The sequence below is a fragment of the Pelobium manganitolerans genome, from assembly GCF_003609575.1.
Classification (GTDB): domain Bacteria; phylum Bacteroidota; class Bacteroidia; order Sphingobacteriales; family Sphingobacteriaceae; genus Pseudopedobacter; species Pseudopedobacter manganitolerans.
The window spans coordinates 66,604-81,592 of the sequence record NZ_MBTA01000029.1 but is presented as its reverse complement, the minus strand read 5'-3'; the positions used below and the strand labels follow the sequence as shown (position 1 = coordinate 81,592).

General features: G+C 45.5%; 10 protein-coding genes. 5 read left to right on the top strand and 5 right to left on the bottom strand.

Going from position 1 to position 14,989, the window contains the following annotated elements:
• Positions 1–14: 14 nt before the first annotated feature.
• From BCY91_RS15915 to BCY91_RS15900, 4 genes are all read left to right on the top strand, one after another.
• The gene (locus BCY91_RS15915) at positions 15–2,783 is read left to right on the top strand and encodes a glycosyl hydrolase (protein WP_120183039.1); all 2,769 of its coding nucleotides are present in this window, start codon (positions 15–17) and stop codon (positions 2,781–2,783) included.
• Between the two features lie 122 nt (positions 2,784–2,905).
• Positions 2,906–3,832 (top strand): J domain-containing protein, encoded by a 927-nt coding sequence (locus BCY91_RS15910; protein WP_120183038.1) that lies wholly within the window; start codon positions 2,906–2,908, stop codon positions 3,830–3,832.
• On the top strand, positions 3,822–4,112 hold the full coding sequence (locus BCY91_RS15905) for a chaperone modulator CbpM (RefSeq protein WP_120183037.1): 291 nt from the start codon (positions 3,822–3,824) through the stop codon (positions 4,110–4,112). Before BCY91_RS15910 ends, BCY91_RS15905 begins: the two co-directional genes overlap by 11 nt.
• A gap of 96 nt (positions 4,113–4,208) precedes the next feature.
• On the top strand, positions 4,209–4,727 hold the full coding sequence (locus BCY91_RS15900; protein WP_120183036.1) for a c-type cytochrome: 519 nt from the start codon (positions 4,209–4,211) through the stop codon (positions 4,725–4,727).
• A gap of 99 nt (positions 4,728–4,826) precedes the next feature.
• Here BCY91_RS15900 and lysS read toward each other — a convergent pair whose 3' ends face one another.
• Together lysS and BCY91_RS15890 are read right to left on the bottom strand one after the other, a co-directional pair.
• Positions 4,827–6,548, bottom strand: a complete 1,722-nt coding sequence (gene lysS, locus BCY91_RS15895) for a lysine--tRNA ligase (RefSeq protein ID WP_120183035.1) — start codon at positions 6,546–6,548, stop codon at positions 4,827–4,829.
• A gap of 177 nt (positions 6,549–6,725) precedes the next feature.
• Complete coding sequence (locus BCY91_RS15890) at positions 6,726–7,376, bottom strand: hypothetical protein (RefSeq protein ID WP_245989202.1); 651 nt, start codon at positions 7,374–7,376, stop codon at positions 6,726–6,728.
• A 503-nt stretch (positions 7,377–7,879) separates the two neighbouring features.
• On the opposite strand from BCY91_RS15890, the gene BCY91_RS15885 reads away from it, so the two are divergent.
• Positions 7,880–8,971 carry a formylglycine-generating enzyme family protein gene (locus BCY91_RS15885; RefSeq protein ID WP_120183034.1) on the top strand — a complete coding sequence of 364 codons (1,092 nt, stop codon included), beginning with the start codon at positions 7,880–7,882 and terminating at the stop codon, positions 8,969–8,971.
• Positions 8,972–9,315: 344 nt separating this feature from the next.
• Here BCY91_RS15885 and BCY91_RS15880 read toward each other — a convergent pair whose 3' ends face one another.
• Genes BCY91_RS15880 through BCY91_RS15870 form a run of 3 tightly spaced genes read right to left on the bottom strand, consistent with a single transcriptional unit; the run spans position 9,316 to position 14,731 of the window.
• A complete protein-coding gene (locus tag BCY91_RS15880; protein ID WP_120183133.1) occupies positions 9,316–12,468 on the bottom strand; it encodes an error-prone DNA polymerase in 3,153 nt (1,050 codons plus the stop codon).
• 11 nt (positions 12,469–12,479) lie between these two features.
• Positions 12,480–13,979: a Y-family DNA polymerase gene (locus tag BCY91_RS15875; RefSeq protein ID WP_120183033.1), complete on the bottom strand. Its 1,500-nt coding sequence runs from the start codon at positions 13,977–13,979 to the stop codon at positions 12,480–12,482.
• Positions 13,979–14,731: an ImuA family protein gene (locus BCY91_RS15870; RefSeq protein WP_120183032.1), complete on the bottom strand. Its 753-nt coding sequence runs from the start codon at positions 14,729–14,731 to the stop codon at positions 13,979–13,981. The genes BCY91_RS15875 and BCY91_RS15870 overlap by 1 nt, the downstream gene beginning before the upstream one ends.
• Positions 14,732–14,989: the final 258 nt, after the last annotated feature.

Here is a 14,989-nt window from a genome sequence, read left to right as displayed (position 1 = left end):
TAAAAACATAAACTATGCTAAAAAAAACAACAATTTTTGCTTTCGCTATCGCCTTTGGTTTAAACGCAATTTACGCGCAAACAAACCCTTGGCCACAACCAGAAAAGCAAATGCACCCTTGGACGCGCTGGTGGTGGCCAGGCAGCGCGGTAGATAATAAAGACATTGATATTTTGCTAAAGAAATATCAGGAAGCCGGTTTTGGCGGCGTAGAAATTACGCCGATTTACGGCGCTAAAGGTTTTGAAAACCGCTATATCGACTTTCTTTCGCCAAAATGGATGGATGTTTTAAATAACACCGTACAAACCGGTAACAAATTAGGCTTGGGTGTGGATATGAACACGGGAACCGGTTGGCCATTTGGTGGCCCGCAGATTACACCAGCAGATGCCGCATCGAAGCTGATTGTACAGGTGTATCCGCTAAAAGCGGAGAAATTGCTCGGCGAAAAAATTACGGTTAAAGAACCCAAACAAGAGGCGGCGGTTTTACAGCGCGTAATTGCCGTAGGGCCAAAAGAGCAAAAAATAGATGTTACAGCACATGTGGACGCCAATGGAAATTTAGGTTGGCGCCCGCAAAGTGGCGATTGGCAAGTTTACGCCATATTTAACGGCAAAACCCGCCAGCTGGTTAAACGCGCGGCGCCAGGCGGCGAGGGTTTTACTTTGGACCATCTGAACAAAACTGCGGTTGATGATTATCTAAAACGCTTTGACAATTCTTTTAAAGGCAAATCGCCAGGTGTACGTGCTTTTTTTAACGATAGTTACGAGGTTTATGGCGCAACTTGGTCGGCTGGTTTTTTAGATGAATTTAAGCGCATAAAAGGTTATGATTTGGCCGCGCAGGTGGATAAACTGATAGCTAAAGACGGTGGAGATGACGTAGCGCGCGTTAAGTCGGACTATCGCGAGGTGATGAGCGAAATGTTGCTGAACAATTTTACCAAAGAGTGGACAAATTGGGCGCACCAGTACCAGGCAGTTTCTAAAAATCAATCGCACGGCTCGCCGGGTAATTTGTTGGATTTGTACGGCGCCGTGGATATTCCAGAATGTGAAACTTTCGGTTCCAGTTATTTCCCAATCCCGGGTTTACGTCGCGATAGCGGGGATATACGTAACGTAGATCCGGATCCAATGATGTTTAAATTTGCCACTTCGGCAGCGCATGTAAACGGTAAAAAGTATGTTTCATCAGAAACTTTTACTTGGCTTACCGAGCATTTTAAAACCTCGCTTTCGCAGATGAAGCCCGAGGCCGAGCAGTTGTTGCTTACCGGTGTAAACCATTTGTTTTACCATGGCACTACCTACTCTCCGCAAGATGTTCCTTTTCCGGGATGGCTGTTTTATGCTTCAACAAACGTAGTTCCTGCAAACCCTTTCTGGAACCATTTAAGAGGATTAAACGATTACATCACCCGCGTACAATCTGTTACCCAAAGTGCCAAAGCAGATAATGAAATTTTACTGTACTGGCCGGTTTATGATGTTTGGAATGATGCAAACGGTTTGATGATGCCTTTGGGCGTGCATGATGTTGACCGATGGTTGCATCCTACCGATTTTTATAAAGATGCCGTTAGTCTTAACAAAAAAGGCTACAGTTTTGATTTTGTATCTGATAAGGTAATAGGACAAACCGTAGTAAACGGCAATAAATTGGTAACGCATGTTAATGCGCGCCCTTATCAAACATTGGTAGTGCCAAGTTTAAAATTGATGAGCAATGTAACGTTGCAAAAACTGATTGATTTGGCTGGCCAGGGCGCTAATATTATCTTCCAAGCTTTGCCAACAGACGTACCCGGTTATCACAATCTAGAGCAAGAACGCAAAACTTTGCAAACAACTTTGGCTAGCTTAAAATTTGCTGATAATGGCAAGCTGAAAGTGATGAATACCGGTGCCGGTAAAGTTATTTTGGCAACGCAGATTGATGATGCTTTAAACTTTCTAAACATCCACCGCGAGCAACTTACGGACTGCGGCCTGCAATTTTTACGCAGAGCGGATGGCGACAAAACTTATTACTATTTGGTGAACCACACCGCCAATACGATATCAGAAAATGTTTTGCTTAATAAAGCGAGCGATACAGTTTTATGGATGGATCCGCAAAACGGCGCTTACGGCTTAGCCGATGCACATACACAAAACGGGCACACCAGTGTGAAGGTTTCTTTAAAACCTGGCGAGGCATGTATTTTACAGATGGGTGGCAACTTTGCAGCTAACACGGCCAAATGGGTTTATCAAGATACTTTACAACGTAACATCCCTATAGAAACAAAATGGGATTTAAGCTTTGGCGAGGGCGGGCCAGAGAAGCCAGAAAACCGCAGCAAAATTGATTTGCAGCCGTGGACAAGCCTCGACGATAGCAAAGCAGAGGCGTTTGCGGGCTTAGCAACTTATAGCACAACCTTCAAATTTAAACCGAAAGCTAATGAAACTTACGTGTTAGATTTGGGTAAGGTAGCTGAAAGTGCCAGGGTTTGGTTAAACGGAAAAGACCTTGGTTTGGTGTGGAGCTTTCCTTTTGAAATCCGCTTGAATGAGACGCTTAAAAAAGGCAAGAATGAGCTGAAGATAGAAGTAGCCAACCTAATGGCCAACCGTATCCGTTATATGGACCAAAAAGGAATCCAGTGGAGAAACTATCACGAAATCAACTTTGTTAATATCAATTACAAACCTTTCGATGCTTCTAGCTGGCCAGTTATGTCCTCCGGTTTAAGCGGGCCAATCAGTATTAAAGCTTACAAAAAATAAGATAAATTATAGAGAGTTTCAAAAGCGCCGGACATAATTTCCGGCGTTTTTTGTTTTATGGGCTTTGGTATAATATTGGATGCGTTTAAAGCGATTAACAAATCGATTTTAAATATATTTTTATGGAATACATAGATTACTACAAAGTACTAGGTGTTGATAAAAATGCAAGCGAAGCCGATATTAAAAAGGCGTACCGTAAGCTAGCCCGTAAATACCATCCGGATATAAACCCAAATAATAAAGAAGCTGAGAAAAAATTTAAAGAGGTAAATGAAGCTAATGAGGTGCTGAGCAAGCCCGAAAACCGTAAAAAATACGATAAGTACGGTAAAGATTGGAAACATGCCGAGCAGTTTGAGCAAGCCGAGAAGCAACAACGAGCATACGGCGGCGGCAGGCAACAGCAAGGGGGCTATCAACAAAGTTACCAAGGCGGTTTTAACGAATCTGATTTTTCGGATTTCTTCGGCTCTATGTTTGGCGGTGGTGCAGGTGGCGGCTTTGGCGGCGCAAGGCAAAGCAGGTTTAGAGGGCAAGACTTTAATGCCGAGTTGCAATTGAGCTTACGCGATGTTTACGAAACGCACAAGCGCACTTTAACGGTAAACGGAAAAAACATACGGCTTACTATACCGGCCGGTGTTGCAGATGGGCAGGTGATAAAAATAAAAGGTTACGGAGGTGCCGGTGCAAATGGTGGCGCCAATGGCGATTTGCATATCAAATTCAATATTGTTAACGACACGTCTTTTAAGCGGGATGGCGACAACTTACTGGCAGATGTAGATTTGGATATTTACACCGCAATTTTGGGCGGAGAACTATTGGTAGATACCTTCACCGGAAAAGTGAAGCTTAAAGTAGCGCCAGAAACAGAAAATGGAACCAAGGTAAAACTCAAAGGAAAAGGCTTTCCGATATATAAAAAAGAAGGTTCTTTCGGCGATCTTATTATTACCTATCGATTAAGCTTGCCAAAAAATTTGAGCACCGAAGAGAAAGAACTTTTTGAGAAACTAGCAAAACTCAGAAGCCATGACAAATAACGAATACATCACCTTAGCATCGCTTTGCGATCATTATCAAATTGAGATGACCTTCATTGAAGATTTGAAGAATAACGACTTACTGGAGATCACTTATCTAGAGAATGCGCCTTGCATACACCAGGAAGCCTTGCGCCATTTAGAGAAAATGTTTCGCTTGCACCAAGATTTGCAAATTAACGTAGCAGGGATTGATGCCGTTTTCCATCTGCTAAATCAGGTGGAGGACTTGCAACACCAAATCCAAAACCTGCAACACCGGTTGCAGATTTATGAGTGACGGGTTTTAGAAAGGTTCTAAAAAAAGAATAATTCACAAAAGAAAAAATTAAGGACTTTACTTTGTGTTATCTTTTAAACCAAATTTTTAAGAACCATGAAAAAAATACAAGTTTTAAGCGTTGCCATTGCAATGCTAGCAGGAAGTGCTTTTTTTTCGTCTTGTGGCGGAAACAGCAACAACACTGACTCATCAAACACAGAAGCCAACAGCAGTGCTACAACAGACGAGGCAGATGCAAATGACGATGCCGTTTTAGATCCAGACGCAAAGAGCGACAGTAAGGGTGTAGGCCGTTTTACCTCGGTAGATGTTGGTGCAACCATAGATGAAGCGATGGCTACAAAAGGTCAGGCTATCTTTGATACTAAATGCACGGCCTGTCATAAAACTACCGACGAAAAACTGGTAGGCCCAGGACTAAAAAACATCACCAATTTACGTACGCCAGAGTGGATCATGAACATGATTACCAACCCGGAAGAAATGACAAAAAAAGATCCGGTTGCCAAAGCTTTATTTGAAAAGCACCTGGTGCAAATGACGTTCCAGAACGTATCTGACGATGAGGCCCGCCAGATTTTGGAATTTTTAAGGAAAAACGATAAAGGCTAGTTCCAATGGTCTCCAAAAAAAAACCTGACTTTCAACCAGTCAGGTTTTTCTGTTTTATGCAATTCTGTTAAATTACTCACTACTCAACCACCACTCCGCCTACGCCCCAAACCAGGCCATCACCTCTTCTTTTTGAGGCATGGCTACATCAAGCTTCATTTTTTTGCGCATACCGCCCAAATCGTTAAAAACTTTGTTTGGGTTTGCTGCCTTCAAATCTTCCGGACTGTTGATGTTCATTTTACGCAACACCGGAACCCAAACCGCCGGAATACCTAAAGCCACAAAATCGTCATCGCTAAATACTTTCGCTTTTTTCTCTGGGCGCATCTGCGGGAAAAACAGCACTTCTTGGATGCTCTGTTGGTTGGTCATCATCATCACCAAACGGTCAATGCCGATACCTAAACCCGCGGTAGGAGGCATGCCGTACTCTAAAGCACGCACAAAATCATCATCCATAGCCATAGCCTCGTCATCGCCACGCGCCGCCAATTTTAGCTGATCTTCAAAGCGCTCTTTTTGGTCAATCGCATCATTAAGTTCAGAGTAAGCGTTGGCTATTTCTTTTCCGTTTACAAAAAGCTCAAAGCGTTCTACCAAACCTTCTTTACTGCGGTGTTTTTTCGCCAAAGGCGTCATTTCAATAGGATAGTCGGTAATAAATGTAGGCTGAATCAGGTGATGCTCTACCTTTTCGCCAAAAATGGCATCTACCAATTTACCGCGACCCATACTGGCATCAACGGCAATGTTAAGGCTGGCGCAAGTGGCGCGTAAGGCATCTTCATCCATCGCGGAAACATCAATTCCTGTGTATTTTTCAATAGAATCATACATGGATAGTTTGGTGTAAGGCCCTGCAAATTCAATCAGGTTTTCACCAACTTGGGCGGTAGATTTTCCGTTTACCGCAACAGCCACTTTTTCTAAACACTCTTCTACCATGGCCATCATCCAGATATAATCTTTGTAGGCCACATAAATTTCCATTGCGGTAAATTCAGGATTGTGCGTACGATCCATCCCCTCGTTCCTAAACATTTTTCCAAACTCGTACACCCCTTCAAACCCTGCAACAATTAACCTTTTTAGATAAAGCTCATTAGCTATGCGCAAAAACAAAGGCATATCTAAAGTGTTGTGGTGCGTGTTAAACGGGCGCGCTGCCGCACCGCCGTGTACCGCCTGTAAAATTGGAGTTTCTACCTCCATCCATCCATGCTCATCAAAATAATTACGCATGGTGCTAATTACTTTTGAGCGGGTTTTAAAAATTTCTTTATACTCTGGGTTTACGGTTAAATCCACATAACGCATACGGTAGCGTAGCTCTGGGTCGGTAAAACCATCGTAAACATTGCCTTCCTCATCGCGTTTCACAATAGGCAAAGGTTTTAACGATTTTGATAGCAAAGTCATTTCTGTGGCGTGCAAAGAAATTTCGCCGGTTTGGGTGGTAAAAACGTAACCCTTAACACCAATAAAATCGCCAATATCCAACAGTTTTTTAAACACGGTATTGTAAAGCGTTTTATCTTCATCGGGGCAAATATCATCACGGCGGATGTACACCTGTAAACGGCCCGTGGCATCTTGTATCTCAACAAAAGAAGCATTTCCCATGATACGGCGCGTCATGATACGGCCGGCAATGCTAATGTTCTTATAAGCGGTCTTTTCTCTTTCGTAGTTAGCCAAAATATCCTTCGCATTGGCGTTAACTGGGTATGCCTCTGCGGGGTAGGGGTTTATCCCTAACCTCCTTAATTCGTTTAAAGACTCGCGTCTTTGGATCTCTTGTTCTGAAAGTGCGCTCATAAATTAAAATTTGCGCAAATTTAAAATTTAATCTTGATTTAAGCAGGTAAGCGCTTTATCTTTAAGTCAATTAGCGCTATTTGGGCGTTTAAACACGCTATCCGCTCATACTGCACAGGCCTTAGCCACAAGGCCGGTACCGCTACTATCGTTAACGCAGCAGCCTACACAGTTTCATCAGAAAATTTTAGATCCGCCTAGGTTAACAATCAAGCCGATGGTGAACACAGAGCTTCCGGCGGTTAAAAAATCCCGGTTTTTTAAGCCTATATTGCTTCCTGTGGTATATTGTAGCTGAAAATTTTTGTTCAGCTTCATCCGCGTAAAAAAAACAGGTTCAATAAAAATATTGTCTTCTAATGGTTGATTGATACCGTTTCGGTCAAACTTTGTCATGCTAACATGGCTCAGCCTGAAAATAGTGCCGTAGTTAAGCGGGAATTTTTTGGAGAATAGCGTGACCGAGTTTCTTTCTTTGGTACTGTAATTTACCTGCAAGAAGCTTTTGTTAAAGCGTACATTTTGCAAGTCAGTACTTATGATATCGTCTTTTTCAAAGCTGCGGTAAAGTCTTTTGGTAGTGCCGGCGCCTAAGCCACCGTAAATTTCTAAAATCCGTTGGTTGTCTTTGCCAAAGGTGGTAAAATAGCCCACGCCCCCCTCTACCAAGTCCTGACTAAAATCTTTTTTCCGCCGGTTTTGATCAATAAAAGCACCGTTGAACAATACCCCTATGTGGTCTGATACCGCGTATGCCGTATTAAAACTCAGATTCCCTTTTAGGGAAACATGTCCCGAAGCATGGATCTCATTTTTTGCGCTCAGCATGGGGCTATTGGGTACATTGGGCATGTAAACGGAAGAGCAGGAAACAAACAACGCGCTGGCTATAAAAATAAAACATGCAAGATACAAGGGCTTAAAAGGCATAGAAGCTAAACGTAATAAAAGGATTTTATTGCCACAATTGAAAGTTAATTGCCGAAGCTGGGAGCAATTTGAGTGCCTAAATACCGGTCTTAGCATCCCTTTAGGCTCAGTGTGATACACGAAGACCTTTCTGTAACCTTCTCTTATTTGGCTAAAAGATTTTTTAAGGCTATGTGCACCGAAGCCGCATCATTGCGATACCGCCTAAATACGTAGAAGCAGGATACTGGTTACAATCAATTTAGATTGAGAAAAGTACTTTTCGAACTATCAAACGCGTTTAAGCTTCGGTGTAGATAGTTAACAACCATACCGAGCAACTGAAAAATCCGCACAAGCTTATTTTAAGAGGTTCTTTATAATATTTTAATATAATTGTGCAATTATATAATTTGTTAAATATGTTGTGTTTTAAAATGATGCCGTATATGGCTTTGGCGGCTTTTTCTGTTGTAACGGTAGCTTGCAGTCAAAATAAAAAGCCACAAAGTGCAACGGAAAACGCTAGCGCGGATAAAGCCCTTGTTGGTATCAACGATATAAAATTTAGTGGGGATACCTCAACCGCTGGGATGGTTAAAATCCCCGGCGGAGAGTTTATGATGGGCGGAGACAATGCACAGGCAGACCCTGATGAATACCCCAAACATTTGGTGATTTTGGATGGCTTTTATATGGATGAACACGAGGTAACTAATGCTCAGTTTGCAGAATTTGTTAATGCAACCGGTTATGTTACCACGGCAGAGCGCAAGCCAGATTGGGAAGAGCTGAAGAAACAATTACCGCCCAACACCCCCAAACCAGACGAGAGTCAGCTGGTTGCTGCGTCCTTAGTTTTTACGCCGCCTAACCACCCCGTAGATTTAAATGATTACAGGCAGTGGTGGAGCTGGATTCCCGGTGCAGATTGGAAACATCCGGAAGGGCCGAAGTCTGATTTAACAGGTAAAGAAAATTATCCTGTGGTACATATAAGCTGGGACGATGCCATGGCCTATTGCAAATGGGCCGGTAAGCGCTTACCAACCGAGGCAGAATGGGAATATGCCGCCCGCGGAGGACAAACTAATAAGGTTTATCCCTGGGGAAATGAAGGCATAGGCCTTGGTGCTAGCAAAGCAAACTCTTGGGACGGAAATTTCCCCTACGAAAACACCGGGAAAGACGGCTTTGAAGGTTTGGCGCCCGTGAAGCAGTATAAACCCAACGGATACGGGCTATACGATATGGGCGGCAACGTTTGGGAGTGGTGTTCCGATTGGTACAGAAATGATTATTATGCGAAAGTGGCCAATCCCATGGGCGTCAAAAATCCGAAAGGCCCAGCTGATAGTTATGACCCCGACGAGCCATATACCCCAAAGAAAGTTACAAGAGGCGGTTCTTATCTGTGTAACGATAGCTACTGTTCGGGTTACCGCGTAGCAAGACGGATGAAAAGTTCAAGTGATTCTGGACTTAGCAACACCGGATTTAGATGTGTAAGGTAGATTTGTGAATTCTGCCAAAATATTGTGGCTTCAAATTGGTCCTTATTTCAAAAATAGAAACTACATAAAAAGACCGAATACATTTTATTATTGACGGACTATACTGGTTGTGGCGTCCCGCTACGACCTTCTTATAATCTTATGTGAGTCGCGTCATGTTGAACGATAGTGAAACATCTCACAAATAGGTTTTTCACGCCATATACATCCCATTGATACTAGTCGTAGCGTTTAGTTTGGTTGTAGCGTCCCCGCTACGACCAGCTGGGCTTCTTCGCTAATAAAGTTCATGAGATAAGAGGATAAATAGATGCTTTTGGGCAATTATTAATTCCATTTTGTACCTACTTAAAATTCCTCCCCTTATGAAAAACCTCCCTCTGTCTGGAAGTACCATCCAAACTACTTTTCCCTTTTAGCTGACGCAGAAGTCCCGAAAGATCAAAACAGCGTTTGGCCACGATATGTACCACTTCGCCCTCTCTCTGCAACTTGCCCTCCACCATCAGCAGGCGGGCACTAAGTATTTCCTTCCGGTATCTATCGAACAGGTTCTCCCAGACTACTATGTTGGAATATCCCGTTTCGTCCTCTATGGTAATGAAGCAGACTCCTTTAGCCGTACCCGGTCGCTGCCGGACAAGTACTATACCGGCAACCTTGACCCATGAACCATCGGAAACCGCATCCAAACCTTTGGTACTAGTGACATGCAACAGGTCCAGTTGCCCGCGAATAAAACTGAGGGGATGCGCCTTTAAGGACAGTGAAGTAAAGGCATAGTCTTGCACCACATGTTCGCCATCCGATAGGAGAGGTAGAGCAATCTGCGGTTCCACCACACTTTCCGAAGGCTGTCCTTCAAATAGGGCATGGGGGCTATCTGCCAAAGCTGCAACCTCCCACAGTGCCTGCCTCCGGTCAAGCCCGATAGAACGGAAGGCGTCCGCATCCGCCAATTTCTCCAAACAGGATATAGAAAGGCCAATATCCAACAGTTCAGTAATATTTCTGTAAGGCCTGCTGCGCCGAGCAACCAGCAAATCCATATCCTCTCGTTTCATCCCGTTCACCTGTCTGAAACCTAAACGCAAAGCCTTGTATTTTCCAGCTTGTTGCTCCAGTATATAGTCCCAAAAAGAATGGTTAATATCAACCGCCCGTACTTCCACACCATGCTTGCGGGCATCAATCACCAATTGTGCAGGCTGATAAAAACCCATAGGCAGGCTATTGAGGATAGCGGCCGCAAAAACATCAGGATAATGACACTTGATCCAGGAAGATACATAAACCAGTAGTGCAAAACTGGCCGCATGGCTCTCGGGGAAGCCATAGCTCCCAAAGCCCTCAATCTGCTTGAACACCTTTTCCGCAAATTCCTTTTCGTAACCCTTGCCTACCATACCGTCCACCAGTTTCTGCCTAAAGAGAGTCACCTTGCCATGCGATTTGAAAGTAGCCATGCTGCGCCTCAGCTCATCCGCCTCGGCAGGCGTAAACCCCGCGGCAACAATGGCAATCTCCATGGCCTGCTCCTGGAAGAGTGGGACACCCATTGTCCTTTCCAGTATTTTCTCCAGTTCCTTTGAAGGATAATCTACCGGATCTTCCCCGTTGCGCCTGCGCAGATACGGATGCACCATATCCCCCTGTATAGGCCCCGGGCGGACAATAGCAACCTCCACTACCAAATCATAAAACTTTTTGGGCTTTAAGCGGGGCAGCATAGACATCTGTGCCCGGCTTTCAATCTGGAATACCCCAATGGTATCGGCATGGCTGATCATTTCATAAACCTTCGGATCGTCTGGAGGGATATTGGCCAGCGTAAGATCCACACCATAATGCTCTTTAGCCAGATCAAAAGCTTTGCGGATACAGGTGAGCATGCCCAAAGCCAGTACATCTACCTTGATGAACCCCAGAGCCTCGATATCGTCTTTGTTCCATTCAATGCAGGTACGTCCTTCCATACGGGCGTTCATAATAGGGCACAAATCAGAAAGTTTGCCCTGTGTAATCACAAAGCCGCCCGTATGCTGCCCCAGCTGACGCGGGAAACCCATCAGTTGCCGAGTAAGCTCCAGCGTTTTGCGCAGATGGGGATCCTTGCTGTTCAAACCCTGTTCAATCAGGTCTACATTTTCCAGCCATTCCGAGGAATAACGCCACACCCGCGAAGACAGGTTGCTGATGGTATCCGCCGAAAGCCCCATAGCCTTGCCCACATCGCGGACAGCTCCTTTATAACGCTCCTGTGTAACGGTTGCCACTACGGCAGCCCGGTGGCGCCCATACTTTTCATAGATATACTGGATAACCTCCTCTCTGCGCTCATGCTCAAAATCCACATCAATATCTGGCGGTTCATCCCGGGCATCCGACATGAAGCGGGCAAATAGCAGCTTGATACGGGTAGGGTCAACAGAAGTAATCCCCAGACAATAGCAGACTACCGAATTGGCCGCCGAACCACGGCCCTGGCACAGGATATTCCTGCTGCGGGCATAACACACCAGATCATGTACTGTCAAAAAATAACTGGCCAGGTTCTTTTTCTCCATAAAGGACAGCTCTTCACCAATCTGTTGGACAACATCTTCAGGAACAGTCTCGCCAAAGCGTTCCCGGGCTCCAGCCCAGGTAAGGTAAACAAGCTCCTCCTGTGGCGTACGTCCATCACTGGTCAGCTCATCAGGGTAGATATATTTCAGCTCATCCAATGAAAAGTTACAGGTATCGGCAATTTTTTGGGCATTGGCAAGGGCATCGGGATACTGTCTGAATAGGCGCTCCATCTCCTCCACTGGTTTCAGGTAACGCTCGGCATTGGCATGTAGTTTAAAGCCAGCCTGATAGATAGTGCACTTCTCGCGGATACAGGTCAGGATATCCTGTAATTCCCTGCGTTCAGGAATATGATAATGCACATCATTGGTAGCAGCCAAAGGAATACCCAGCTTATCGGACAGCTGGCGCAGGCGGTACAGCCTCTTTTGGTCGTTTCCCTGATAGCTGCGCACAGTAGCCAGAAAGAGGTGAGGGGAGAGATGCTTTTGGTAATCCTTTAGATCATCCACAAAAGCAGCAGAAAAATTAAAGCTGGTATCCAGCTCCGCGGGAGGAACGGCAATGAAAAGGATGCCCTTGGCATATTCGAAAACATCCCGACGGTACAAAAAACATTTCCCCTTTTCTGCCCGGAGATTGCCTACGGACAATAAAGAAGATAGCGTGCTGTAAGCAGGTAGGTTAGTAGGATAGGCCAGCAAGCTGGGGCCATCCAATAAATCCAGCCGACAGGCCGGGACAAACTGGATATCATGCTTGCGGGCGGCCACATGCCCACGTACAATACCTGCCAGTGTGTTGCGGTCGGTAATGGCAATCTTGCGGTAGCCCAGCATCGCGGCGGTCTCTACCAACTCCTCAGGATGCGAAGCCCCCCTTAAAAAACTGAAATTGCTGGTTACCTGTAATTCCGAATAGTCCATATCCACCTCCCTCAAGCAAAAAATCCATGCAAAAACCATTGGTCCTGCTGCCCCTGATAATGCCCTAACCGGAACAGCCAATAACGTCTGCCGGCATCATCCTCAACCGTATAATAATCCCTATGCTCTCCGGTATCCAGCCACCATTCTCTTTCAATACGTTCGGGGCCATCCGCTTTTTTAATCGCATGTTTCTGTCCCTTATGGATAAACAGAATAGGCGGATAATCGGGAACAGGGGCAGTCACACGGATAGGCTCCGGACAGGCAAGTAGGTGCGTAGGTCGTGGCCTGTCCGCAGACCATGGAATAGAGGCTTGTTCATCTAGATTGCTGACAGCCTTCACCGAACGTTCGGGCCAGTAATGCTCCTGTGGAAGATAGCGCTGTATGGCATTCTTTCCAACTCGCAAGGCAATCCGGTCCATCAGCTCAGTAACCATTACTTCATCCTTTTCGGAGCTGTTTGCCCAAATAGCCTGTTGCGATACTTCCACCGCTTCAATTCCAGAAGCTTCCAATACAAAAAGCTCAATTCCCAAAGCAGGCTCTATACGGGCAATGCGCATTTCTAGTAGTTTGCGCAAGTGTCCTGTATGATGAGAAGGTTTGTGAGTACCAATACTCACCTTTACCACTTGTCCGTCTACCCGGTAACATTTCAATACGGCCTGTCGCAAGCCCATTCCTTCGCCGTATAGGCGGATACATAAGCTTTCCAGCAATTGGCTAATGGCAAGTTCAATCCCTTTTGCAGTGCGTATCGGCTCCAGGCAGGGCAGGCGTTCGGTATAAGGTTCGGGAGCAGAAATAGGCTCAATGAATTCATTGGCATTGCCCAGTGCCTGAGCAATGCGCAACAGCAGAGCCTCTCCGAAACGGCGGCGCAGTACCGAGCAGGGAAGGTCTATGAAATTTTCAATACGGTGCATGCCCAGTTTGTGCAGGCGCTGTACTATAAGAATGTCCAAACGGAGTGCAGCAGGAGGCAGGGATAGCAGGAAACGGTACTGTTCTCGTATTGGAATGATGGCTTTTTCTTTGCCAAAACGGGCAATAGCCCAGGCAGAGCCTATCGTATCGGTAATAGCTCCACGAACCTGATAGCCTTTAGCTTTTAGCCTGTCTAGCAGGTCACGCAGATAGGGAATTTCTCCCTTCCACAGATGGCTGCAGCCCGTCAGATCGATGAGGAGGCCATCAGTGCCATCAACGGCCACAATAGGCGAAAAGCGGATGCACCATTCCCCCAGTTCCTTCAAAACCAGCTGTTCACTGCCTTCCCGGTAACCTTCCAATATAATAGCAGGGATTAAAGCTTTGGCATCTGCAACCGTCATGCCGAGCCTGATACCCTGCAGTAGGGCAGGTGCATTGCAGTACTTCACCAGTTGCCTTCCCCTTTCCTGTACCGTTATGACCAAAGGGGATTCCTTTAGCTCCGGCCTAGAAACAGCCAGATGGTTGGGCAGCAGGAATTTGAACCATACGGATAGATAACGTTTCTGCATCAGCTTCCGGTTTGTATACTTTCCCTGTTTTTCCAGGGGAATTCCCCTGTTTTCTCCTGTCTGTCAAATACAAATCCTTCCGGTGTCCATGCCATGTTCCAGCTGTCGGGCTGTCCGTTCTTGACTTTCAGCAAATCTACCTGCCACTGCGGAAAGCCCACACCCGGCAGACCGTCTTCCAGCAGACTGGGCTGCGGGCTGATACGCCAGCGGGCCACGCAGGCAGTAGTATTGATTTTTTTGACATCACGGCGCAGTACAAAGCCGGTTACCCTGCTATGCTCCACAGCCAGCTGCAGACGCCTGGACTGGGAAAAACTGAGCTCACGGAGCTCGGCGACCACAGCAGCAAGGCCGTTACACTTCAGGGCTTCCTCCATAGCCCACAGAATATCACGGTCGCGGTGCAGCCGGACAAAGATGATACGGTCCGGACGGATTCCGAAAATTTTAAGGGCAGGAGGGAAGACCATTGGAAAAGAACTTATCCAGATACAGGGTTTCTGGTTCTGCATCAAAAGGCCTAACAAAATGGAAAGAAAACCACTGCATGCGGCAGCGTCTTCATCCTGTTCGCACAGAAACTCATGTAAGGCGGCCGTAGGGAATACCCCATACGGAAAAGCATCTTCCAGAACACCCAGACCAAGGCGAAGGGACTTGCTTTCACTTTCGGGCCTGAACCCTTCCAGATGGAAGATGTCTCTGCGAAGCTGCGAAATGATTTTCTTTTGCTTTTCTCTTACGCACATGCTGTCTTTTTTATAATAGTCTTGATTACATCACAAAGTTAATACTAAAAATTTTAGCAAAATAATTTTATTTAAGAGCAGCTGTTCCGTGGCCGTCCGGATTAATTTGCGAGGTAACTTAACCCTGAATGGCAACCACGATTACGTTAGAGAATTTTATTAGAAAGCATAAGAAGAAGGTCAAATATCTGATTGTTTTGGTCCACAAGAGATTTAGCAGAAATCTGCCGAAAGTTCTACAGAAGATAAAATCTCTGG

Excerpts from the sequence above, each read along its gene's own strand:
- BCY91_RS15885 (WP_120183034.1), top strand. The coding sequence starts at position 7,880 with ATGTTGTGTTTTAAAATGATGCCGTATATGGCTTTGGCGGCTTTTTCT.
- BCY91_RS15880 (WP_120183133.1), bottom strand. The coding sequence starts at position 12,468 with ATGGACTATTCGGAATTACAGGTAACCAGCAATTTCAGTTTTTTAAGG.
- BCY91_RS15915 (WP_120183039.1), top strand. The coding sequence starts at position 15 with ATGCTAAAAAAAACAACAATTTTTGCTTTCGCTATCGCCTTTGGTTTA.
- BCY91_RS15910 (WP_120183038.1), top strand. The coding sequence starts at position 2,906 with ATGGAATACATAGATTACTACAAAGTACTAGGTGTTGATAAAAATGCA.
- BCY91_RS15905 (WP_120183037.1), top strand. The coding sequence starts at position 3,822 with ATGACAAATAACGAATACATCACCTTAGCATCGCTTTGCGATCATTAT.
- BCY91_RS15870 (WP_120183032.1), bottom strand. The coding sequence starts at position 14,731 with ATGTGCGTAAGAGAAAAGCAAAAGAAAATCATTTCGCAGCTTCGCAGA.
- lysS (WP_120183035.1), bottom strand. The coding sequence starts at position 6,548 with ATGAGCGCACTTTCAGAACAAGAGATCCAAAGACGCGAGTCTTTAAAC.
- BCY91_RS15875 (WP_120183033.1), bottom strand. The coding sequence starts at position 13,979 with ATGCAGAAACGTTATCTATCCGTATGGTTCAAATTCCTGCTGCCCAAC.
- BCY91_RS15900 (WP_120183036.1), top strand. The coding sequence starts at position 4,209 with ATGAAAAAAATACAAGTTTTAAGCGTTGCCATTGCAATGCTAGCAGGA.
- BCY91_RS15890 (WP_245989202.1), bottom strand. The coding sequence starts at position 7,376 with ATGCTGAGCGCAAAAAATGAGATCCATGCTTCGGGACATGTTTCCCTA.